The sequence below is a fragment of the Aminobacter niigataensis genome, assembly GCF_946995915.1.
Lineage (GTDB): Bacteria > Pseudomonadota > Alphaproteobacteria > Rhizobiales > Rhizobiaceae > Aminobacter > Aminobacter niigataensis.
This window is the reverse complement of record NZ_OX341517.1, coordinates 3,714,349-3,737,226: the sequence shown is the minus strand read 5'-3', so window position 1 is coordinate 3,737,226 and position 22,878 is coordinate 3,714,349. Positions and strand designations below refer to the sequence as shown.

Genomic DNA, 22,878 nt, shown 5'->3' with positions numbered 1-22,878 from the left:
TTCAAGTCTATCTCCCAGCCACGTTTCAAATTTTTGTATTCGTTGCGTTCCCGGCCGAGCTTTTTGGGGTGGTGCTGGGTCGATGTTGTACGCAAGTCGACGCGCGGCTGCTTTTTCGCGCTTCAACTGCGAATCACTGCCGCGAAAAACCATCGATCTGGTCGGGAGAGGGCGCCGCCACTCCGGGCCGTGCACGATGCAGCTTTGCTGTCCCTACGGTTGGCCTGCTTCGAGAATCGCTTCTGATTCGCGCGCTCGCGTCAGAGATACTGGCCGAGCTTCTTGCCCGCCTTGATGAAGCGTAGCGGATCGATGGCATCGCCGCCGCGGCGTACTTCGTAGTGCAGGTGCGGCCCGGTCGAGCGGCCGCTGCTGCCGACCTCTCCGACCTCGTCGCCCGCCACGACCTTCTGGTCGGGTGCCACCAGCACCTTGCTCAGATGTGCATAGCGCGTAACGAAGCCGCCGCCATGGTCGATCTCGACCATGCGGCCATAGCCGCCGTTCCAGCCGGCCTTGGTAACGACGCCGGCGGCCGTTGCACGCGCCGGAGAGCCGAAGGGTGCGCGGAAGTCCATGCCCGAATGCAGCGCCGGCATGCCGATCAGTGGGTCCTTGCGGACGCCGAATCTGCTCGAGATCGAATGGCCGGGGGCAGGGTTGGCGAGTGGCAGCTTGCGCGCCTGCGTCTTGATTCGGTCGAGCGTATCGAGCGCTTCGTCGAGTTCCTTGACCTTGCTGTCGAATGCCATCGGATTGTCGAGCGCGACGAGCGGGCCGCCGACGCCCGACTGTCCAAGACCGGCATCGACCGGCAGCCCGGCTCCCTCCAGCGCTTCGGAAATGGCGTCGGCCGTCTGATAGGCATTTTCTGCCAGCGTACCGATGCGCGCGACTTGCTCGTCCTCGATGCTGCGTAGCGACTTGTTGATGGCGACAAACAGCTTGTCTGCGCGGTCGGCGCGGCTTTCGCTGTCGGGTGTGATCGATCTGGTCGACCAGAAAGAGAAGGGACGCATCGCGTCGCTGCTGGCGGCAAGGGTCACCGCGCCGGCTGCTTCGATCGCCTTGCCGGTCAGGCTGGCGCGTTCGTCCGGTGTCTTGGCCGGCGCTGCTGGCTCCGCCACTGCCGTGGCCCGTTCCAGGACTGGCCCCAGGCGCCCGTTTCGTTCGCTGAGCTGCGACTGCCGCGCCAGCAACTCGCTGACCTTCGTCTCCATCAGTTGCTGGTCGAGCAACTGCCGGCTGGTGATGCGGTCGACCTGGGCGCGGAGCGCCGAGATCCTGTCTTCATAGGCGTGCTGCATGCGCGCCTGGCGGGCCGTGGCGGCGCCGATGAGGTCGTCGCGCAGCACAAGATAGGAGGTCGCAAGGAGGTAGCCGATCGCGACAGCGGCCAAAGCCGAGCCTGCGGCGGCAGCGACCCATGGGCGCACGGTAAAATGCCGGATCTCGTTGCCGCGCGCGATGATGACCGTGTGGGGTTCTTTGCGCCTGCCGAAAACGGCCGCCTGATTTTCTGGTTTCACCGGACCGAACTCTCATAACGAGACAGCGACCATCCGATTACACATTATTAGGGTTAACAAAGCTTTGCGCGCCTGATGCCGGGCCAGCCGGGTTTTCGGCTCAAGAAAACGAAAGCCCGCCTGCATGAGCAGGGCGGGCTTATTGTCAGATTTGAAAATACAGGAGGTTGGTTCAGATGCCGTGATGCTGGCTTTCTAAAGGCTTGCAAAACATTGGCGCCTGAGAATCACTTACTTCAGCGTAGGAAGAGCCAAAGCAGGATGATGATTGGGATCGGAATACCGATCATCCAAAGAATGATGCTGCGGAACATCTTGTTTCTCCCGTCGATTACGTCCTGTCTGCAACGCAGGGAGAAGGGATCGGTTCCGCAGCCGGCGATTTTCGCTACAGCGCCTTCACAGCCTCGAGAACCTCTGCGGCATGGCCCGGCACCTTCACCTTGCGCCAGATGCGCGCGATCTTGCCGTCGGCGCCGATCAGGAAGGTCGAACGTTCGACACCCATATATTTGCGGCCATACATGCTCTTTTCGGTCCACACGCCATAGGCCTCGAGCGCCTTTCGCTCTTCGTCGGCGACAAGGCCGATGCCAATTTCATACTTGGCCTTGAATTTGTCGTGTTTCTTGGCGCTGTCGGGCGACATGCCGATGACCACCGCTCCAGCCTTCTCGAACTGCGGCTTGAGCTGGGTGAAATCGATCGCCTGCGCCGTGCAGCCGCTCGTATCGTCCTTGGGATAGAAATAGAGGACAACCGGTTTGCCGGCAAAGTCGGAAAGCGTCAGAATACCGCCACCGTCGCGCGGCAGAGCAAATTGCGGGGCGGTTTGGCCGGTCTCGAGATCAGACATATCGATACCCTTGTTTGAAGTTACGAGTGAGCTCGCAAGGATGTCAGGTTAATAATGCCGGACTTGGATTCGTCCACGACCGAAACGACTACGGGACATCGCGTGGTTCAGGAAGTGCCCCGGCACGAGAAAATCCGGTTCAGGCGCGACGAGATTACCGATCTCGGCGCAATGCCTTCGGCTGCCGGCCAGGAGCTGGTCCGCGAGCGCCCTTCGTTGCGGCGTCGCGCCGGCCATTGCGTGCTTGCCGCCGTCGCCGTGCTTGGTTCGCTGGTCCTGCTCGTCATCATCGCGATTGAAGCCCTCAGCTATTCCGGCGTCGGCCAGGACCGGATGCGGGCCGAGGCGGAACGGGCGATCGAAGGCCTGGCCGGTGTCGATGTCGACGTTTCGATGGGCCAGGTACGGCTGGCGCTCGACGGGCTCAGGCTGATTGCCGTCGAGGTTCCCCATGTTCGGCTGAAGCGAGCCGACGGCAAGGCCATGGCTGAAGCCGGTATGATGCGATTTGGCATCCGGCTCTTGCCGTTGCTGTCGGGCGACGTGCGCCTCGGTGGCGCCAAGATTTCCGAGGCCCGTATCGTCGTCGACGCCATGCCGGAGGGCGGCGGTACCGACTGGAGCGCCGTGCTGCGCAATCCGGACGGGCTGATCGATCCACAGAAACTGCTGAACGAGACGTTCCGGGGCGTTCACCGCGGCTTCGAGGCGGTTCAATACGACGCGATGCGCGAGATCGCGCTGGCCAATGTCGATTTCGTGCTGCCGTCGGGTGGCGAGGTCAATGTCGTTCGCGTCGTCGATGCCTCGCTGGCCAAGACGCGAACCGGCGAACTGAGAATCGGTGCCAATTTCGACGTCGACGGTCGCGGTGTCGCGCTTTCGGCCTCGGCCGCCCGCGCCGCCGGCACCGATCGCATCGCTGTGCTGGATGCCACCGTATCGATGAGCGATCCCTATGCGGGAAAGACCGACATACCTGCCGCCAAGGCCAGCCGGATCGGTTCTGCCGACCTCGTCATCACCGGCCGCGAGGGAACAAACGGCGAAGGTTCCGAACTGATCGCCAAAGGCTCGATCGGTCAGTCGACGCTCGATCTCGAACAGCGCGGCCAGCTTGTCGGCGACATTGCCATCGACCTGCGCCTGGCCGACGGTCTGGAGAAGCTCGATATCCGCCGATTGCTCGTCACCACCGGCCGTTCGACGTTCGATTTCAGCGGCGGCTTGGGCCCTCGGCCGGCCACGGGTGTCGCCGGCGACAACCCTGCCTATCGCTTTGAGCTGATGAGCCGCGAATCGCGCCTGGCGCCTGGGGAATCCCCGGAACCGGCTTTGACTTTTCTAGCCCGCGTTGCCGGCACCTATGACATCGTGACCAGGACGCTGGCTGCCGAGCAGATCGGCGTCAAGTCCGGCCCTGGCGGTGAAGCGCTCGGCAAGGCTTCGGTCCAGTTCGCCGAGGGCAAGGCGCCGGGGATCTTCCTGGCATTCAATGTCCACGACATGTCGGTTGCGCATGTGAAGCAGCTTTGGCCGTGGTTCTCGGCACGTAACGCCCGGCTTTGGGTGCTCCAGAACCTGTTCGGCGGGCGTGTGGTCGACGGCAACGTGCAGTTCGACGTCAAGCCCGACCGCCTCGGCAACGGCGTACCTCTCACTGCGCAGGAAGTATTCGGCCGCTTCGAGATCGACGGTGCGCGTTTCGATACCGCTGGCCTCATTCCGCCCATCCGCGACGCCAGGGGCATCGTCGAGTTTCATGGCAACGACGTTGATGTCGCGCTGTCGTCCGGCACGGTGTTCATGCCCAGCGGCCGCACCGTGGCGGCGAGCAACGGCAAGCTGAAGGTCGCCAAGGCCAACGTCATGCCGGTGATCGGCGCGCTCGACATCGATGTCACCGGCAGCGCGGACGCCGTTGCCGAACTTGCCTCTTACGAGCCGATCAACGCCATGCGTCATGTCGGCATCCTGCCGGAGGAATTGACGGGCGACGTCATCGGCAACGTCAAGGCCGACATCCCGCTGACCCGCGGCATCGATACGGACACCCTCGATTGGACCGTGGCGTTGAATTATGATGGCCTGTCTGTCGCCAAGCCGCTCGACGGGCAGAAACTGTCGGACGCGAAAGGCACGATCACTGTCACGCCAGACAAGGCGGTCATCGCCGCCAACGGCAAGCTCAATGGCGTTCCTGCAGAACTGAACCTCGTCGAGCCCCTGCGCGACAAGGATATCGCCAAGGAGCGCAACGTCCAGTTCGTGCTCGACGACAAGGCACGCAATGCCCTCGTTCCCGGCCTGTCGGACATGCTTTCGGGCACCATCAAGGTAGACGTCGAACAACTGGAACAGGGCAGGCGTAACATCGATGCCGACCTCACCGCTGCGCGGCTCGATCTCCCCTGGGTCGGCTGGAGCAAGGGGCCGGGCATTCCAGCCAAGGTCTCGTTCACGATGGATGTCGACGGCGAGCGCTCGACGCTGTCCGACTTCCGTTTGACGGGAAAGACCTTCAACATCAGCGGCGATGTCTCGCTCGCCAAGGGCAGCCTGACCAGCGCGCGCTTCGGCCAGGTGCAGCTCAACCGCGGCGACGACGTCGACGTCAACATCAAGCGATCCGGCAAGGGTTTTGCGGTTCAGGTGAAGGGCAATTCGCTCGACGCCCGGGCGCTGATCAAGCAGTTCATGTCCGACGTCGACACTGCTACCAAATCGGCGGGGACGGGTGCCGTGTCGGTCACCGCGAATGTCGGGACGCTTGTCGGTTTCAGCGGCGAGAAGCTTTCCAACGTCACGCTCGAATATTCCGGTTTAGGGTCGAAGGTCGGTGGGCTCAAGGTCAATGCGACGGCGAACTCGGGCGGACTGATAACCGTCAGCAACGTCCTGCAGGGCGAGGGCAGGCGGCTCGATGTCCGCTCGGCCGATGCCGGTGCCATCCTGCGCTTCCTCGATGTCTATCCGCGCATGCAAGGCGGCAGCCTAGCACTGGCGCTTGAATCGGCCGGCGATGGCCCGCTCAAGGGCCAGGTCGACGTGCGCGAGTTCTGGGTCGTCGACGAACCGCGTCTCGCCTCCATCGTTTCCAGCAAGCCTGTCGGCGACAATCGCAGCCTCAACCAGGCGGTGCGCAAGGACATCGATACCTCGCGCGTCAAGTTCGAGCGCGGCTTCGCCCAGATCGACAAGCGCGAGAAATATCTGGCGCTGGAGAATGGCGTGCTGCGCGGGCCGCTGATCGGCACCACCTTCCAGGGCGTGCTCTATGACCAGCAGGGGCAAATGAACATGACCGGCACCTTCATGCCGGCCTACGGCCTCAACCGCCTGTTCGGCGAGCTGCCGCTGGTCGGCGTCATCCTGGGCAATGGCCGCGACCGCGGTTTGATCGGCGTGACCTACAAATTGTCGGGCGACGCCAATGCGCCCAAGCTGCACGTCAATCCATTGTCGGTGATCGCGCCCGGCATCTTCCGCGCTATTTTCGAGTACTGAGCCGCGGGCATTTCAATCCCACAAACGAAAATGGCCGGCAATGCCGGCCATTTTGTATCCTAGCGGGGCGGCCCGATCAGGCCGGGCGCACCAGGATATGCTTCTTCTTGCCGAGCGACAGCTTGACCACGCCTTCCGGCGTCAGGTCTGCCGTGGTAACGGCGCGGCGTTCGTCATTGATCGCCTGGTCGTTGATCCTGACGGCACCGCCCTGGACGTGTCGGCGCGCTTCGCCGTTCGAGGTGGCAAGCCCGGCGCGCACGACGAGCGCAAGCAGGCCGATGCCGGCCTTCAGTTCGTCACCGGCAACGTCCACCGACGGCAGCGTCTCGGCCAGTGCGCCTTCCTCGAAGGTTTTCCGCGCCGTTTCAGCCGATTGCTCAGCGGCGGCGCGGCCATGCAGCATCGCCGTCACTTCGGTCGCCAGCACCTTCTTGGCGTCGTTGATCTCGGAACCGCCGAGGGCAGCGAGCCGTGCGATCTCGTCGAGCGGCATCGCCGTGTAGAGCTTCAGGAAGCGCTCGACATCGGCGTCCTCGGTGTTGCGCCAGTACTGCCAGAAATCATACGGGCTCAGCATGTCGGCGTTGAGCCACACCGCACCGTTCATCGACTTGCCCATCTTGGCGCCGGAAGAAGTCGTCAGCAACGGTGAGGTCAGCGCGTAGAGCTGCGGCGTGCCCAGGCGGTGGCCGAGGTCGATGCCGTTGACGATGTTGCCCCACTGGTCGGAGCCGCCCATCTGCAGGCGCAGGCCGTAGCGCTTGTTGAGCTCGACGAAGTCGTAGGCCTGCAGGATCATGTAGTTGAATTCGAGGAACGACAGCGACTGCTCGCGGTCGAGGCGCTGCTTGACGGAATCGAAGCTCAGCATCCGGTTGACCGAGAAATGCTGGCCGACGTCGCGCAGGAATTCGAGGTAGTTGAGCGGTAACAGCCACTCGGCATTGTTGACCATCATCGCATCGCGCGGGCCGTCGCCGAAGGTCAGGTAGTTGGAAAACACCTGCTTGATGCCGTCGATGTTCGACTGGATCATTTCTGGCGTCATCAGCTTGCGTGCCTCGTCCTTGAAGGACGGGTCGCCGACCATGCCGGTGCCGCCGCCCATCAGAGGGACGGGGCGATGGCCGGTTTTCTGCATCCAGTACAGCATCATGATCTGGATCAGGCCGCCGGCATGCAGGCTCGATGCGGTCGGATCGAAGCCGATATAGGCCGACACGGTTTCCTTGCAAAAGAGGTCGTCGAGGCCGGCGTCATCGGAGGTCTGGTGGATGAAGCCGCGCTCGGAAAGGGTGCGCAGGAAATCGGATTTGAAGCCGGACATGGTTCTTTCTCTTGGCGGACGATTGGATCGGACGATCCGGCATTGGATCGGCGAAGCTGGGGCTTTAGCATCTGAAGCCTTGGAATCACAAGGACGGCGGACTTCATGGCGCTTCTGACAGCCATCGGACTAATGAGCGGCACCTCGATGGATGGCATCGACATCGCCATCCTGCGCAGCGACGGCGCCAATGTCCTCGAATTCGGCCCGTCGATGGCGGTGGCCTATGATGCCGCGTTTCGCCGTCGCATCGAGGCCTCGCTGGAAACAGCAAAGGCGATCGTCCGCCGCGAGGACCGCCCCGACGATCTTGCCGAGCTGGAGCGCGAGATCACGCTGCGCCACGCACGAGCGGTCTCAGACTTCCTGCTTTCCCTGCCGGCCGAGTGGCAAAAGCCCGATCTGATCGGCTTCCACGGCCAGACGGTGCTGCACCGCCCACATCTCGGCGTGACCGTCCAGCTTGGCGATGGCGCATTGCTTGCCCGCGAGACCGGCATCCCCGTCGTCTATGACATGCGCGCCAACGACATGACCCATGGCGGGCAGGGGGCGCCGCTGGTGCCTGCCTACCACGCCGCACTCGCCCGCTCGCTGTCCGAACCCTATGGCGCGATGAAACCCGCTGTGTTCGTCAATGTCGGCGGCATCTCCAACATCACCTACGTACCGGAAGCAGGCGCCCCGGTCGCCTTCGACACCGGCCCCGGCAACACGCTGATCGACCAGTGGGTCAGCCGTGAGGGCGGCGTTCCCTACGATGCCGGCGGCACAATTGCCAGCGAGGGCGGCGTGGTGACCGAGGTGGCCACGCGCTATCTCGACAACCCGTTCTTTGGAAAATCCGGGCCCAAATCCCTCGACCGCAACGATTTCACGCTTGCTCTCGCCGAAGGCCTCGAACTGTCCGACGGCGCCCGCACGCTGGCTCATGTCTCGGCCGAGGCGATCCTGAAATCTGTCGCGCATTTGCCCGCGCCGCCAAAACTCTGGATCGTCTGTGGCGGCGGCCGCAAGAACCCGCACATCGTCGGCGATCTCAGGGCAGGCGCGGAAAAGGCGGGGGCGGAAGTCATCGTCGCCGAGGACGCCGGTCTCAATGGCGACGCCACCGAGGCCGAGGCCTGGGCCTATCTTGCGGTCAGGTCGGCGCTCGGCCAGCCGCTGACCTTCCCGACGACGACCGGATGTCGCGAGCCTGTGACCGGCGGCCAGCGCGCCGAGCCCTGATCGGGAGACTTCATCAAAGTTTCATCGGGGCGTCACCCGCCCGACATGGCACGGACCTAGCTGGAGGGCGTTCCTTCAACCAATCGGGGTCCACCATGCGACGCTCTCTCTATCTTGCTGCGGCCGTTCTCGCGCTCTCCACAGCTTCCGCCTTCGCGGATGAGACGGAATTCAAGGCGACGCTCGCCGGTCACGCGATCCTGCCAGCCAACACCATCATCGCCGCACCCGAAAATGCACCCGAGCACCTGCGCACCTCGGGCAAGTTCACGACCCCTGACCGCCAGCGCGCCGAAGGCCTGGGCACCGTTCCCGGCAAGGATGGCGTCCGCCTGACCGGGCTATCGCTGCCCTTCGACGGCCAGCCCGTCCAGGGCTTCTCGGGCATCAAGGCGGTCGGCGACGGCACGTTCTGGTCGCTGTCGGACAATGGCTTCGGCAACAAGCTCAACTCGACCGACGCGGCGCTTATGCTGCACCACATCTCGTTCGACTGGGACAAGGGCACGATGAACCGCATCAAGACGCTGTTCCTCACCGATCCCGACCGCAAGGCGCCGTTCCCGATCGTGCTCGAAGGCTCCGACACGCGCTTCCTCACCGGCGGCGACTTCGACGTCGAGTCGATCCAGCCGGTTGCCGACGGCTTCTGGGTCGGCGAGGAGTTCGGCCCCTACCTGCTCAAGTTCGATCTCGACGGCAAGCTGACCGACGTCGTCGGCACCGTGGTCGATGGCAAGCCGGTGAAGTCGCCCGATCATCCGACGCTGACCGTCCAGGCCAACCCGACGCTGCCGATGCCGGCCTTCAATCTCAAGCGCTCGGGCGGCTATGAGGGCCTTGCCCAGTCGAAGGACGGCTCCAAGCTCTACGGCCTGCTGGAAGGTGCGCTGCTCAAGGACGACGGCACCATGGAGCAGGCGGAAGGCAACCGCGCGCTTCGCGTCATCGAATTCGACGTTGCCAAGAAGGAATGGACCGGCCGCAGCTGGCTCTACCCGCTCTCCGCCGGCGGCGATGCCATTGGCGACTTCAACATGATCGACGCCACCACCGCTCTCGTCATCGAGCGCGACCAGGGTGCCGGCACAGCCGCCAAGGCTTGCACTGACGCCAAGAACCCGCAACCGGACTGCTTCGCCAATCCGGCTTTGTTCAAGCGCATCTACAAGATCGAGATGTCGGACGCCAATGTCGGCGGCGCGGTGCGCAAGATCGGCTATATCGACCTGATGAACATCGCCGATCCCGACAACAAGAAGCGTCAGGGCGGCGGCGAGGGTTTCTACGACATGCCTTTCAACACCATCGAAAACGTCGACCTGGTCGATGACACCCACATCGTCGTCGGCGACGACAACAACCTGCCGTTCTCGGCCGGCCGTTCGTTGGACAAGGCCGACGACAACGAGTTCGTGCTGCTCGAGGTCGGCGAGTTCCTGAAGGCCAAGTAAGGCGCCTATAGAAATGAAGGGCGGCCGCCGGCCGTCCGCGATCGAGGCAAGGAGAAAGGTTTCGGCTTGGCCGGAGCCTTTCTTCAATGCGGTGAAAACATTTATGCGGGCAGCGACAAAACGCGCCTTTGACCTTCCAGGGCGTGCTGGTCGTATAGCGCCAATCTGGCTTGCGAAGGCGAGCAGATCACCAACGCGCTGGAAGTGACTGAAGCATGCCCATGACTGACAATAACAAGCCGCTGGCCGCCTATGCCGCCGCGTTCGGTTTCATACTGCTGATGGTGCTTACTGCTGTCTTTTTCGGCGATTCCGAAATCGTGCTGCCGGAAATCGCCGCAATGGCGGTGGCGCTCTGGGCCTGGCGCGAGAAGGGGTGGCTGAGGCAGCCCGAAAAGATCTTCATCGTGCCGTCCGTCACTGCAACCATCGGATTTGCAGTCAACCTGCTGGATCAGTCCTTCGTCGTGAAGATCCTGCTGGTGTTGTGCCTGATGCTGGTTGCCATGCGGGCCATCCGCACCAATCTGGCGCCGGCACTTGCGACCGGGTTCCTGCCTGTCGTCACCAACGCCACGCACTACTCCTTCCTGATCGCCATCTTCGTCACCACCTTCGCATTGATGCTGGGCGTCATGCTGTTCAAGCTCAATCGCGGTGTGCCCCGCGAAGCGCCGGTGAAATACCAATACATGCTGGTCTATCTGGCGATGCATCTGGTGTGGATCGCCATCACCGTTCTGGCCGGCTATCCGCACATGGCCATCATTCCGCCGATCACCGTTGTGGTCTACGAGTCCCTGCAGATGCCGATGTATATGCGCAAGATGGCGCTCAAGCAGGTGGCTGTGCTCACACTGTCTGCATTGATCGGCACGGTGCTGTTTCTGGCGCTTCAAAACTGGTTTGTGGTCGCCACCATCGATCTGGCGCTGATCTACGGCTTGCTGCATCTCTTCAACGCGCGCATCCCTGCAGCCTACGCCTTCCCGTTCCTGCCATTTGTCTTTCCGGCGGAATTCGTCCCGCAACTGCCCTTCGGCGCGGCAATCGTATCCGTGTTCTTCTTCTCATTGGTGTTGGCGTACAAGACTTATGAAAAGAAGCGGATGGCACAGGTTCCGGCCATGGCCTGACTGGCGCCTTCTGGCGCCTCTGACGAACGGACGCCGGGCTTAGCTGTCCGTCAGCCCGCCATATTGCCTGACCAGTTGTGCCATCTCGTCGACGGCGCCCTGGTCGGCCTCGATCCCTTCCGCAACGCCGACACGGTCGCCGAGCGGCCTGTTCTGGCTGACCTTCCATTTGCCGTCGATGCTGGCAATGTCGATCTCAAGCCCGACAATGCCCCTGATCTGGGCGTCGATGTAGGCCTGGGGTGCATCGGTCACCTGCCAAGGCTCGGACCGGCCGGCTTCGTGCGTAGCCGTGAGCCTGGCGACCTGGCCGGCGAGCCAGTCCTTGTCCTCGATCACCCGCACCGTACCGCGCACCTGGACCATTGCGTAGTTCCAGGTCGGAACCACCTTGCCGGTTTCGCGCTTGGTCTCGTACCAGGATGGCGTGATGTAGCTTTCGGCGCCCTGGAAAACCACCAGCACAGGCACGTCGGGCATTTCGGCCAACAGCCGCCATTGCGGGTTGGCGCGCGCCAGGTGCGCCTGCAGCCTGCCGTTCGGCCCGACATCGGCGTCGAGCAGGAACGGCAGCGGATTGGCCACCGGACCTTCTGCTCCGTTGCAGATCAGAAGGCCGAGCGGATGGCTGCGGATCAGCCCATGCAGAACGTCCAGCCGTGTCTCGCGAAACAGCGGAGGTTGATACATGCGCGAAACTCCTCCTAGCGCAGGCGCTTCGGACGCGGGTCCGAAAGCTCGCCGGCGAGACGTCGGTCGAGATACTCGGCGCATTCGTCGATCACCATCTCCGGATCGTTGCCGAAGAAGTGGTTGGCACCCGTCAGCGTCTTCTGCGTGATGGTGATGCCCTTTTGCGTGTGCAGCTTGTCGACCAGGCCCTGCACGTCTTTGGGCGGGGCCACTTTGTCGGCGTCACCATGGATGATCAGGCCCGACGACGGGCAGGGCGCCAGGAACGAGAAGTCGTAGGTGTTCGGCTGCGGCGCGACCGAGATGAAACCTTCGATCTCCGGCCGGCGCATCAATAGCTGCATGCCGATCCACGCGCCGAAGGAATAGCCCGCGACCCAGCAGCTCTTGGAATCGGGATGCAGCGACTGCACCCAGTCGAGTGCTGCGGCCGCATCCGAAAGCTCGCCCGTGCCATGGTCGAATTCGCCCTGGCTGCGGCCGATGCCGCGGAAATTGAAGCGCAGCGTGGTAAAGTCGCGCTTCTGGAACATGTAGAAGAGGTCGTACACGATCTTGTTGTTCATCGTGCCGCCGAACTGGGGGTGCGGATGCAGGATGATGGCGATCGGCGCGTTCTTTTCCTTGGACGGCTGGTAACGACCTTCCAGGCGACCCGCCGGACCGGTGAAAATGACCTCTGGCATAGAATACTCCACTTGACGCAAAGCCGATGAAACAATCCTGTTGCCAGCCTTGACGCGAGGGACGCGTCTTCTTAGAAGCTAGTTTAGAACTGTTCAAAACTGGGTGGCGAGACCACCTGTTTGGCAAAGCGGGTAGATAGGACGGCTCGCCTTGGAATTTCAAGGAAATTGCGCGTCCCCACACCCAAACGTGATTTGACAGGGCAGATTGAACGGAAATGGCCGGACCGCGCGCCTATCTCGACCACAACGCCAGTGCGCCGCTGCTGCCCGCAGCGCGTGCGGCCGTGGTTGCTGCGCTGGATGTCGCTGCCAATCCGTCGTCAGTGCACAGCGAGGGCAGGGCTGCCCGCAAGATCGTCGAGGATGCCAGGCGCGATGTCGCCGCCCTCGTCGGTGCAAAGGCCGAGCACGTCATCTTCACCTCGGGCGCGACGGAAGCCGCAACCACCCTGCTTTCGCCGGACTGGCGCATGGGCCGCGCAGCGGTCCGCATGTCTCGGCTTTATATCACCGAGGCCGACCACCCTTGCGTGCTGAACGGCGGGCGCTTCTCCGCCGAGCGGATCACCCGGCTCGGCGTCGACAGCAACGGCATCATTGATCTCATGGCCTTGCAGGCCGCACTCGGCGCCCACGACAAGTCTGAAGGCCTGCCGCTTGTTGCGATTCACGCCGCAAACAATGAGACCGGCGTCATTCAGCCCTTCCCATCCATCGCCGAACTGGTCAAGGCGGCGGGCGGCGTGCTCGTGCTTGATGCGGTCCAAGCTGCTGGGCGCATTCCTCTCGACATATCAGCGGGTTGCGCCGATTACCTGATTCTATCATCGCACAAGATCGGCGGCCCCAAGGGTGCCGGTGCCATCGTCGCCATTGCCGACCTGATGATGCCCGCGCCGCTTGTATCGGGCGGCGGTCAGGAAAAGGGCCATCGCGGCGGCACCGAGAACTTGCAGGCGATCGCTGGACTTGGTGCCGCTGCGCGCGACGCCATGGCGGGCCTGGCCGAGATGGAGCGGGTACGGGTTCTCCGCGATCGCGTCGAGGCAACGGTCGTCAGGCTTGCCCCCGATGCCGAAATCTTCGGAAAGGCCGTCGAACGGCTTGCCAATACGACATTCTTCGCTATTCCGGGCGTCAAGGCGGAGACGGCGCAGATCGCCTTCGATCTCGCGGGCGTCGCACTCTCGGCCGGTTCCGCCTGTTCGTCGGGCAAGGTCGGTCCCAGCCATGTGCTGAAGGCCATGGGTTATGCCGACAACCTCGGTGCGCTACGCGTCTCGATCGGTCGGGACACGTCGGAGGCCGACGTGGAGAAATTCGAAACGGCCCTTGCCGCGCTCTTGGCGCGCCGCACGGACCGTACGAAAGCCGCCTAGGCGGCAGATTTGGCCCAAGGGCCAGTGAACGGGTGTATCAGGGTCGCCGCAAGGCGGCCTTCCGGGTGAATTCCCGGAGAGAATGCACTATATGGAACTTACGCCGCTCCAGCGGTGCCATAGTTTGAAAACTGTCGGGCCTTGACCCCGGCGTGGATGGAGAACGCTTATGCCTGCTGTGCAGGAAACGATCGAGCAGGTCCGCAAGATCGACGTGGACCAATACAAGTACGGCTTCGAATCGTTCATCGAGATGGACAAGGCTCCCAAGGGCTTGAGCGAAGACATTGTCCGCTTCATCTCGGCCAAGAAGGGCGAACCGGAATGGATGCTCGAATGGCGCCTCGGCGCCTATCGCCGCTGGCTGACGCTTGACGAGCCGAACTGGGCGCGCGTCGACTACCCCAAGATCGACTTCCAGGACATCTATTATTACGCCGCTCCCAAGAGCACGCCCGGACCGACATCGCTCGACGAAGTCGATCCCGAGATCCTGAAGGTCTATGAAAAGCTAGGCATTCCGCTCCGCGAGCAGGAAATCCTCGCCGGCGTCGAAAAGACGGTCGATCCGGACCTCGAAGAGGTTGGCGACAATGTCTACAAGTCGGGCCGCGTCGCCGTCGACGCCGTGTTCGATTCGGTTTCGGTGGTCACCACCTTCAAGGAAGAGCTGGCCAAGGCCGGCGTCATCTTCTGCTCGATCTCGGAAGCCATCCGCGAGCACCCGGAGCTGGTGAAGAAGTATCTCGGCACCGTCGTGCCGACGACCGACAACTACTACGCGACACTGAATTCGGCCGTCTTCACCGATGGTTCGTTCGTCTTCGTGCCCAAGGGCGTCCGCTGCCCGATGGAATTGTCGACTTACTTCCGCATCAACGAGAAGAACACTGGCCAGTTCGAGCGCACGCTGATCATCGCCGAGGAGGGGGCTTACGTTTCCTACCTCGAGGGCTGCACCGCACCCCAGCGCGACGAGAACCAGCTTCACGCCGCCGTGGTCGAACTCGTCGCGCTCGACGATGCCGAGATCAAGTATTCGACCGTTCAGAACTGGTACCCGGGCGACGCCCAGGGCAAGGGCGGTATCTACAACTTCGTCACCAAGCGTGGCGATTGCCGCGGCGACCGTTCGAAGATCTCGTGGACCCAGGTCGAGACCGGTTCGGCGATCACCTGGAAGTATCCGAGCTGCATCCTCCGCGGCGACGATTCTCGCGGCGAGTTCTACTCGATCGCCGTTTCCAACGGCTACCAGCAGATCGACAGCGGCACCAAGATGATCCATCTCGGCAAGAACACGTCGAGCCGCATCATCTCCAAGGGCATCGCCGCCGGTTTCTCGCAGAACACCTATCGCGGCCAGGTCTCGGCCCATCGCAAGGCCACCAACGCGCGCAACTTCACCCAGTGCGACAGCTTGCTGATCGGCAACCAGTGCGGGGCGCATACCGTGCCCTATATCGAGGCCAAGAACGCAACGGCCCAGTTCGAGCACGAGGCGACGACGTCGAAGATTTCCGACGACCAGAAGTTCTACGTCATGCAGCGCGGCATTCCCGAGGAGGAAGCGATCGCGCTGATCGTCAACGGCTTCGTCAAGGAAGTCATCCAGGAACTGCCGATGGAATTCGCCGTCGAGGCGCAGAAGCTCATCGGCATCAGCCTTGAGGGGAGCGTCGGCTGATGGATCCGGTCACGATGGCTTTCTACGCAGTCGTCTGCGGCGGACTTGCGGCGGCTGCGCCGTCGTTTCAGTCGCGTGCCGCACGGCTTGTCGTGGGAACCATTACCGGCATCGTTGCCGCAAGCCTTTTGCCGCTGCTGCGCCGTGTGTTCGGGATCTGAAAATCCCGCGCCGCGTCGGCAACGTCATTGACAGGAATTGCGCCGCCCGCCTCGGCGCCAGATGTGAAGAAAGCTGAAGAGAATGCTTGAGATCAAGAACCTGCATGCCCGTATCGCCGAGAGCGGCACCGAGATCATCCGCGGCCTGAACCTGACCGTGAAGGCTGGCGAAGTCGCCGCCATCATGGGCCCCAACGGCTCCGGCAAGTCGACGCTGTCCTACATCCTCGCCGGTCGCGACGACTACGAGGTGACCGAGGGCGACATCCTCTACAACGGTGAGTCGATCCTGGAGATGGACCCTGCCGAGCGCGCCGCCAAGGGCCTGTTCCTGGCGTTCCAGTATCCGATGGAGATACCCGGCGTCGCCACCATGGAGTTCCTTAAGGTTGCAATGAACTCGCAGCGCAAGGCGCGCGGCGAGGAGCCGCTCAAGGTTCCTGATTTCATCAAGCGCGTGAAGGAAGCAGCGGGCACGCTTGAGATGGACTTCAACATGCTCAAGCGTCCGGTCAATGTCGGCTTTTCCGGCGGCGAAAAGAAGCGCGCCGAGATCCTGCAGATGAAGTTGCTCGAGCCGAAGCTCTGCGTCCTCGACGAGACCGATTCCGGCCTCGACATCGACGCGCTCAAGATCGTTTCGGATGGCGTGAATGCCCTGCGTTCGCCCGACCGCGCCATCATCGTCATCACCCACTACCAGCGCCTGCTCGACCACATCGTGCCGGATACCGTCCACGTGCTCTACAAGGGCCAGGTCATCAAGTCGGGCGACAAGTCGCTGGCGCTCGAGCTCGAAGAGAACGGCTACGCCGGGATCATCGAAGAGGCGGCTTGAGGTGTCGACGATGAACATGCGTGCTGAAATACAGCGTACCCCGGCGGAGGCGGCGATCGTCGACGCCTTCGGCGAGCGGCTCTCGCTCCTGCCCGGCGACGGCGCGGTCATGGTCAAGCGCGACGATGCGATTGAGCAGATCAAGGCCGGCCTGCCGACCCGCCGCGTCGAATCCTGGCACTACACCGACCTGCGTCGTCTTCTGGCCTCCGTGCCGGCCTTCGACGCCAGCGCGGAAGCCAAGCCGATTGCGGCCCTGCTCGAAGGTTCGACACTGCTTTCGATCGTCAACGGCGTGTCGGCGGCTACGCCTTCCGTTGATGGTGTCACGTTCCAGCGGCTCGGCGACAAGCTCGTCGACGGCAGCTACGCGCCGGCGCTGGTGACCTATGGCAGCGACGACGCTGTCGGCGCACTCAACACGGCCTTCGTTGCCGACGGCTATTTCGTCGACATCGAAGCGGGCACTCAGCTTGAGAAGCCGATCGAGCTGCAGAACGTCCAGGCCGGTGGCCAGAGCCATGTGCGCCTGCCGGTGCGTGTCGGCGCGGGCGCCAAGGCGACCATCGTCGAGCGCCAGACTGGCGAGGGCGCAGGGTTGGCCAGTTCGGTCAGCCAGTTGCTGCTGGGCGACGACGCCGAGGTGCTGTGGCTGATCGTCCAGGACCAGCCGGAGACGGCGACTCATCTCGCCCAGTTCAAGGCCGAGCTCGGCAAGAATGCCAAGCTCACCCTGTTCGTCATGAACGCCGGCGGCAAGCTGGTTCGCCAGGAGGTCATCGTCAAGGCGGCCGGCGAGGGCGCCGATTTCAAGTTGCGCGGCGTCAACCTGCTTTCCGGCGAAAGCCATGTCGACGTGACCATGGTGCTCGACCACACGGTTCCGCACACAAGTTCGACCGAGGTGGTGCGCAATGTCGTCACCGGCCGGGCCAAGGGCGTGTTCCAGGGTCGCATCAACGTCCACCAGATCGCCCAGAAGACCGACGCGCGCATGGCCTGCAACACGCTGTTGCTCTCCGACGACGGTGAGTTCTCGACCAAGCCCGAGCTCGAAATCTTCGCCGACGACGTCGCCTGCGGCCACGGTGCGACCGTCACCGAGATCGACCGCAACCACCTGTTCTATCTGATGGCGCGCGGTGTCGACGAAAAGACCGCCCGCGGTCTTCTGGTCCGGGCGTTCCTGGCCGAAGTCATCGAGGAACTCGAAGACGAAACGGTCGTCGAGCCGCTGGAAGAGCTGCTGAGCAACTGGTTTGCGACGCATGGGTAAGTAGTGGCAATTGGCCCCCTCATCCGGCCGCTTACGCGGCCACCTTCTCCCCACCGGGGAGAAGAGGGAGCCAAGACCTCGGAAGTACCGCCTTTGACTGGCGCAAGCGTCTCCAATCTCCTCTCCCCTCGGGGAGAGGTCGGCCAAGCGAAGCGGAGGCCGGGTGAGGGGGCGTTGGAAAGAGAAGACGCGATGGACAAGAAAGTCGAAGACAGCACCTACGACGTCGAGGCGATCCGCCGCGATTTCCCGATCCTGTCGCGCGAGGTCTACGGCAAGCCGCTCGTCTATCTCGACAACGGCGCCTCGGCCCAGAAGCCGCAGGTGGTGATCGACACCATCGCCAACGCCTATTCCAACGAATACGCCAACGTCCACCGCGGCCTGCATTTCCTGTCCAATGCCGCGACCGACGCCTACGAAAAGGCGCGCGAGAGCGTTCGCCGCTTCCTCAACGTGCCGAACGTCGACCAGATCGTCTTCACCTCCAATGCCACCTCGGCGATCAACACCGTCGCCTATGGCTACGGCATGCCCAATATCGGCGAAGGCGACGAGATCGTGCTGTCGATCATGGAGCACCACTCCAACATCGTGCCGTGGCATTTCATCCGCGAACGCCAGGGCGCCAAGCTGGTCTGGGTGCCGGTCGACGATCTCGGCGCCTTCCACATCGAGGAATTCGAAAAGCGCCTGACCGACCGCACCAAGCTGATCGCCGTCACGCACATGTCGAATGCGCTCGGCACCGTGACGCCGATCAAGGAGATCTGCCGCATTGCGCACGCGCGCGGCATCCCCGTGCTGGTCGACGGCAGCCAGAGCGCGGTGCACATGCCGGTCGACGTCCAGGATCTCGACTGCGACTTCTTCGTCATGACCGGCCACAAGCTCTACGGCCCCTCAGGCATCGGCGTGCTCTACGGCAAGCCCGACATGCTCGAACGCATGCGTCCCTTCCAGGGCGGCGGCGAGATGATCGTCGAGGTCACCGAAGACATCGTCACCTACAACGAGCCGCCGCACCGCTTCGAGGCCGGCACGCCGCCGATCGTCCAGGCCATCGGCCTGGGCGCTGCGCTCGACTACATGGACAGTATCGGCCGCGAGCGCATCGCGGCGCATGAAACGATGCTGCGCGACTACGCCCATGAGCGGCTGCGCGCCATCAATTCGCTGCGCATCTTCGGCGATGCGCCCGGCAAGGGCGCCATCGTCTCCTTCGAGCTGCAGGGCATCCACGCCCACGACGTGTCGATGGTCATCGACCGCCAGGGCGTCGCCGTGCGTGCCGGCACGCACTGCGCCCAGCCGCTGTTGAAACGCTTCGGCGTAACCTCCACATGCAGGGCGTCCTTCGCCATGTACAATACGAAGGCCGAGATCGACGTCCTGGCCGAAGCGCTTGAAAAAGCGCGTAAATTCTTCGGGTGAGCACCATGGAAGACGCTATCGCCGCCACAGTTGACGACACCGCGCCGGAAACGGCGGGCAAGGGTATCGTTTCGGCCTCGGCCATCCCAGCCGACGAGCTGGCGCGGCTGACCGATGACATCGTATCGGCGCTGAAGACGGTCTACGACCCGGAAATCCCGGCCGACATCTACGAACTCGGCCTGATCTACAAGATCGACATCGAGGACGACCGCACCGTCAAGATCGACATGACGCTGACCGCGCCCGGCTGCCCGGTGGCCGGTGAAATGCCCGGGTGGGTGCAGAACGCCGTCGGCGCCGTCGAAGGTGTCTCGGGCGTCGAGGTCAACATGACCTTCGACCCGCCCTGGACCCCCGACCGTATGTCGGAAGAGGCCCAGGTCGCGGTGGGGTGGTATTGAGCCAAGCGACGGTGGTGCTTGCATGGACATGCAATCTTCACCATCTTAGCTCTGGAATGAGTCATTCCCCGGGCCTTGAACCCGGCGACGAATGGAGACTGGAATGGGACGCTTCGCCGTCATCTCAATGACCGACCGGGCCGCCGACCGCGTGCGCGAGATCATGGCCACGCGCGAAAACGCGCAGGGCATCCGCCTCGGCATCAAGAAGGGCGGCTGCGCCGGCATGGAATACACGATCGACCTAGTGACCGAGCCGAACCCCAAGGACGACCACATCGAGCGCGACGGCGCCCATGTCTATGTCGCGCCTGAGGCGGCACTCTTCCTGTTCGGCACGGAGATGGATTTCGAGATCACCACGCTGCGCACCGGCTTCACCTTCTCCAATCCGAACCAGAGCTCGGCCTGCGGCTGCGGCGAATCCGTCGAACTCAAGCCCGCCGACCTCAAGGCGCTCGCCGAAGCGCGCGCGCAGGTCTGACAGACGAGCTCACCAATGAGCGACGATGCCATTCGCGAGGTTTTCGCAGGGCTTGGCGACGTCACGATCCGCAAAATGTTCGGCGGCAAGGGCATCTACCGCGACGGCCTGATCGTCGGCGTCGAGGTGCGCGGCGAGATAATGCTCAAGGCCGACGCGGTGAGTGCGCCGGGTTTCGAGGCTGCTGGCGCGAAGCGCTGGACCGATGCCGGCGGCAGGCCGGTGAACATGCCTTACTGGACCATTCCCGACAGTGCTGTCGACGATCCCGACGAACTGGCCGCCTGGACGCGCAAGGCCTATGAGGCGGCGCTCCGTACCAGGAAGTAGTGCTACATCGCATCGGGCGGCACGAAGAAGCAGTTCTCATGCTCTTCCGTCGGATGCAGGCAGATGTGGAATTGGCCGTCCCGAGACGGAATTTCCGAGCCGTAGGGCACGAAATAGCGGTTTCGGTGCGTAACCTTGCGATGATCGCCGGGATCGAGGACGACCGTCCAGCCGCCGCCGCGTTCCAGAACGGCGCTTCCTGGTATGCTCTGGCAGTCGCCGTCGACGGCATCGCCCTGGCAGCAGGCCGGTGGGTAGGTCCAGCCCGAGGCTGTTTGATGCGCGCGCGACTGCGGTGCGCCGGCGACAGTGGCGATTACCAGCAAAGCGCATCTCTGGCACCGCCATCGCGGCGCATCCCGCTGCCTGCAAGCGTGGGGACCGAAAGGCATCGCGCCCCCCATCAGTCGACCCGCCTCTGCGGGTCGACCAATTCTACGACGGCTGTCGCGGCATTTATATTAGCTAATACTAATTAGACGGAAGCATGGTGTTGGCCGTCTGCTCCTAGCGGGACAGCGAAATCGCGATCTTGGCCGCAAGCCGCGCGTTGTTTTCCACCAGCGCGATATTGGTCTTGAGGCTGGCGCCGTTGGTCAGCTCCAGGATCTTGGCCAGCAGGAACGGCGTCACCGCCTTGCCCGAAATGTTCTGGGCTTCGGCCGCCTTTTGCGCGGCCTCGATATAGCCGGCCATCCTTTCGGTCGGGATCTCGTCGCTCTCGGGCACGGGGTTTGCGACCAGCAGGCCACCATCGAGGTCAAGTGCTGCGCGCGTCTGGTATAGGCGGGCGATCTTTTCCGCCGCGTCGAGCCTCAGTGGCGCCGCATAGGGCGACTTGCGCGACCAGAACGCCGGCACGATGTCGGAGCCATAGGCGACAACCGGCACGCCGCGCGTCTCCAGCACTTCCAGTGTCTTTTCGATGTCGAGGATGGCCTTGGCGCCGGCCGAGACCACGATGACGGGCGTGCGCGCCAACTCGTCGAGGTCGGCGGAGATGTCAAAGCTCTTTTCGGCGCCCTTGTGCACGCCGCCGATGCCGCCGGTGGCGAACACCTTGATGCCGACGAGATGCGCCGCAATCATCGTCGCTGCCACCGTCGTGCCACCGGTCCGGCCTTCGGCGACCGCATAGGCCATGTCGGCGCGCGACAGCTTCATGGCGCCGCCGGTCATCGCCAACGACTCGCGCTCGCCGTCGGACAGGCCGATCTTGATGCGGCCGCTGACCACCGCGATGGTTGCCGGCACCGCACCTTCGTCGGTGATGATCTTCTCTACATTCGCCGCCATCGCGCTGTTGTCGGGATAGGGCATGCCGTGGGTGATGATCGTGCTTTCGAGCGCCACGACCGGCTTGCCTGCGGCGAGCGCGGCTGCAACGGGGGCGTGGATATCGATGAAGGGGCGGGCGGTTTCTGGCGTCATGGTGATCTCCTTGGTCCGCGTCATGCCATTTCCCGGGCTTGCGGCACAAGGGCCAGCACCTCGTCGAAGGCTGCCTGGCCGAGTTCCGGTACGGCAGATGGGCTCTCGATCGCCAGTATGGCGGCGGCGATGCCTTGTCTCAATGCGCTTGCCAGCCCTTCGCCGCGCAGCAAGGCGACCGTAGTCGTACCCGCCAGCGCGTCACCGGCGCCGGTGACGTCGACGACCTGGCGCGGTGCCGGCGGGGCGATCATCGAAAGCCCTTCAGCGTCATAGGCAAAGACCGCGCTGCCGCCGGCAGTGACGACGCCGCGCCCGAGGCCCGCGGCGCGCAGCCCTTCCACGATCTCGGTCGCGTCGGCGTCCGCATCGGTTCCCGCAAGCACCGCCGCCTCGCGCCGGTTCATGAACAGGCACGACAGCCTGTCGAGGATTGGCACCATCCGCACCGCCTTTGCCGGCGATATGGCGATGGCAAACAGCGGCACCGCGCCGGCTGCTTCCGCCAGGCGCCAAAGTGCCGCCTCTGGCAGGTTGGCGTCGCAGAGCACGGCATCGGTGGCGGCGATCGCCTCCCGCACCTTGGCGCGCCGCATCTGCTTGGGGAAGGCCAGTTCGTACAGTCCCATGTCGGCAAGCGCTGCTACGACATCGCCGTTACGGTCGAGCAATGCCGTGTAGCTCGGCGTCGCGCGGTCGAGAAAGACCGACGACAGGTCCGAGATGCCATTGGCCCCGATTTCCGCTGCCACCGCCTCGCCGGCGGCATCGCCGCCGCGCACCGACATCAACGAACCAGCCGCTCCGCGCCGGACCGCACCGCGCAGCGCGTTGAAGGCCCCGCCGCCGACCTCCTCGCTCATCGCGCCGGGGATCGACGCTCCCGGCACGAAGGGAGCCGACATCCGCCCGCGACGGTCGACATGGGCGCCGCCGATGGCGAGGATTCTGGGTGACTTCATGCTTGGCTGTCCGGTGGGCGTTTAACGCGGCGAACTTAGTGTTCCATGCGAGAGGCGGCAACCGCCCG

The 22,878-nt window shown here is 63.5% G+C and carries 21 protein-coding genes; 13 read left to right on the top strand and 8 right to left on the bottom strand.

Translation table 11 applies throughout. The features are described from left to right. Positions 1 to 260: 260 nt before the first annotated feature. The gene (locus tag O1Y97_RS18295) at positions 261 to 1,529 is read right to left on the bottom strand and encodes a M23 family metallopeptidase (protein ID WP_318761933.1); all 1,269 of its coding nucleotides are present in this window, start codon (positions 1,527 to 1,529) and stop codon (positions 261 to 263) included. A 388-nt stretch (positions 1,530 to 1,917) separates the two neighbouring features. Then, the gene (locus O1Y97_RS18290) at positions 1,918 to 2,385 is read right to left on the bottom strand and encodes a peroxiredoxin (RefSeq protein WP_318761932.1); all 468 of its coding nucleotides are present in this window, start codon (positions 2,383 to 2,385) and stop codon (positions 1,918 to 1,920) included. A 102-nt stretch (positions 2,386 to 2,487) separates the two neighbouring features. Here O1Y97_RS18290 and O1Y97_RS18285 point away from each other — a divergent pair, with 102 nt between their 5' ends. Beyond that, entirely contained in the window at positions 2,488 to 5,892 is a 3,405-nt protein-coding gene (locus O1Y97_RS18285) for a YhdP family protein (protein WP_404801288.1), read from the top strand. A 76-nt stretch (positions 5,893 to 5,968) separates the two neighbouring features. Here O1Y97_RS18285 and tyrS read toward each other — a convergent pair whose 3' ends face one another. Continuing rightward, positions 5,969 to 7,222 carry a tyrosine--tRNA ligase gene (gene tyrS, locus O1Y97_RS18280; protein ID WP_183261749.1) on the bottom strand — a complete coding sequence of 418 codons (1,254 nt, stop codon included), beginning with the start codon at positions 7,220 to 7,222 and terminating at the stop codon, positions 5,969 to 5,971. A gap of 105 nt (positions 7,223 to 7,327) precedes the next feature. On the opposite strand from tyrS, the gene O1Y97_RS18275 reads away from it, so the two are divergent. From O1Y97_RS18275 to O1Y97_RS18265, 3 genes are all read left to right on the top strand, one after another. Further along, the gene (locus O1Y97_RS18275) at positions 7,328 to 8,452 is read left to right on the top strand and encodes an anhydro-N-acetylmuramic acid kinase (RefSeq protein WP_318761930.1); all 1,125 of its coding nucleotides are present in this window, start codon (positions 7,328 to 7,330) and stop codon (positions 8,450 to 8,452) included. A 95-nt stretch (positions 8,453 to 8,547) separates the two neighbouring features. Next, complete coding sequence (locus tag O1Y97_RS18270) at positions 8,548 to 9,906, top strand: esterase-like activity of phytase family protein (protein WP_318761929.1); 1,359 nt, start codon at positions 8,548 to 8,550, stop codon at positions 9,904 to 9,906. Positions 9,907 to 10,127: 221 nt separating this feature from the next. Further along, complete coding sequence (locus O1Y97_RS18265) at positions 10,128 to 11,042, top strand: hypothetical protein (RefSeq protein ID WP_318761928.1); 915 nt, start codon at positions 10,128 to 10,130, stop codon at positions 11,040 to 11,042. Positions 11,043 to 11,081: 39 nt separating this feature from the next. Here O1Y97_RS18265 and O1Y97_RS18260 read toward each other — a convergent pair whose 3' ends face one another. Both O1Y97_RS18260 and O1Y97_RS18255 read right to left on the bottom strand, forming a co-directional pair. Then, positions 11,082 to 11,732 carry an FMN-binding negative transcriptional regulator gene (locus tag O1Y97_RS18260; protein WP_318761927.1) on the bottom strand — a complete coding sequence of 217 codons (651 nt, stop codon included), beginning with the start codon at positions 11,730 to 11,732 and terminating at the stop codon, positions 11,082 to 11,084. 14 nt (positions 11,733 to 11,746) lie between these two features. Next, complete coding sequence (locus tag O1Y97_RS18255) at positions 11,747 to 12,421, bottom strand: alpha/beta hydrolase (RefSeq protein WP_108608424.1); 675 nt, start codon at positions 12,419 to 12,421, stop codon at positions 11,747 to 11,749. Between the two features lie 218 nt (positions 12,422 to 12,639). On the opposite strand from O1Y97_RS18255, the gene O1Y97_RS18250 reads away from it, so the two are divergent. From O1Y97_RS18250 to O1Y97_RS18210, 9 genes are all read left to right on the top strand, one after another. Continuing rightward, positions 12,640 to 13,803, top strand: a complete 1,164-nt coding sequence (locus O1Y97_RS18250; protein ID WP_318761926.1) for a cysteine desulfurase family protein — start codon at positions 12,640 to 12,642, stop codon at positions 13,801 to 13,803. A gap of 169 nt (positions 13,804 to 13,972) precedes the next feature. Continuing rightward, entirely contained in the window at positions 13,973 to 15,490 is a 1,518-nt protein-coding gene (gene sufB, locus O1Y97_RS18245; protein WP_108608422.1) for a Fe-S cluster assembly protein SufB, read from the top strand. Positions 15,491 to 15,504: 14 nt separating this feature from the next. Then, positions 15,505 to 15,651, top strand: a complete 147-nt coding sequence (locus O1Y97_RS18240) for a hypothetical protein (RefSeq protein WP_318761925.1) — start codon at positions 15,505 to 15,507, stop codon at positions 15,649 to 15,651. Between the two features lie 82 nt (positions 15,652 to 15,733). Continuing rightward, positions 15,734 to 16,489 (top strand): Fe-S cluster assembly ATPase SufC, encoded by a 756-nt coding sequence (gene sufC / locus O1Y97_RS18235; RefSeq protein ID WP_108608421.1) that lies wholly within the window; start codon positions 15,734 to 15,736, stop codon positions 16,487 to 16,489. A gap of 10 nt (positions 16,490 to 16,499) precedes the next feature. Further along, positions 16,500 to 17,765, top strand: a complete 1,266-nt coding sequence (sufD, locus tag O1Y97_RS18230; protein WP_183261737.1) for a Fe-S cluster assembly protein SufD — start codon at positions 16,500 to 16,502, stop codon at positions 17,763 to 17,765. Between the two features lie 192 nt (positions 17,766 to 17,957). Continuing rightward, positions 17,958 to 19,199, top strand: coding sequence for a cysteine desulfurase (locus tag O1Y97_RS18225; RefSeq protein ID WP_318761924.1), 1,242 nt, complete (start codon positions 17,958 to 17,960; stop codon positions 19,197 to 19,199). A gap of 5 nt (positions 19,200 to 19,204) precedes the next feature. Further along, positions 19,205 to 19,603, top strand: a complete 399-nt coding sequence (locus tag O1Y97_RS18220) for an SUF system Fe-S cluster assembly protein (protein ID WP_318761923.1) — start codon at positions 19,205 to 19,207, stop codon at positions 19,601 to 19,603. A 103-nt stretch (positions 19,604 to 19,706) separates the two neighbouring features. Further along, positions 19,707 to 20,087, top strand: a complete 381-nt coding sequence (gene sufA, locus O1Y97_RS18215; RefSeq protein ID WP_318761922.1) for a Fe-S cluster assembly scaffold SufA — start codon at positions 19,707 to 19,709, stop codon at positions 20,085 to 20,087. A 15-nt stretch (positions 20,088 to 20,102) separates the two neighbouring features. Continuing rightward, positions 20,103 to 20,417, top strand: coding sequence for a TfoX/Sxy family protein (locus O1Y97_RS18210; RefSeq protein ID WP_318761921.1), 315 nt, complete (start codon positions 20,103 to 20,105; stop codon positions 20,415 to 20,417). A 2-nt stretch (positions 20,418 to 20,419) separates the two neighbouring features. Here O1Y97_RS18210 and O1Y97_RS18205 read toward each other — a convergent pair whose 3' ends face one another. The 3 genes from O1Y97_RS18205 to O1Y97_RS18195 form a co-directional block, all read right to left on the bottom strand. Continuing rightward, the gene (locus O1Y97_RS18205; RefSeq protein WP_318761920.1) at positions 20,420 to 20,743 is read right to left on the bottom strand and encodes a hypothetical protein; all 324 of its coding nucleotides are present in this window, start codon (positions 20,741 to 20,743) and stop codon (positions 20,420 to 20,422) included. Between the two features lie 181 nt (positions 20,744 to 20,924). Continuing rightward, positions 20,925 to 21,848, bottom strand: a complete 924-nt coding sequence (locus O1Y97_RS18200; RefSeq protein ID WP_318764242.1) for a pseudouridine-5'-phosphate glycosidase — start codon at positions 21,846 to 21,848, stop codon at positions 20,925 to 20,927. Positions 21,849 to 21,868: 20 nt separating this feature from the next. Then, positions 21,869 to 22,810: a carbohydrate kinase family protein gene (locus O1Y97_RS18195; protein ID WP_318761919.1), complete on the bottom strand. Its 942-nt coding sequence runs from the start codon at positions 22,808 to 22,810 to the stop codon at positions 21,869 to 21,871. Positions 22,811 to 22,878: the final 68 nt, after the last annotated feature.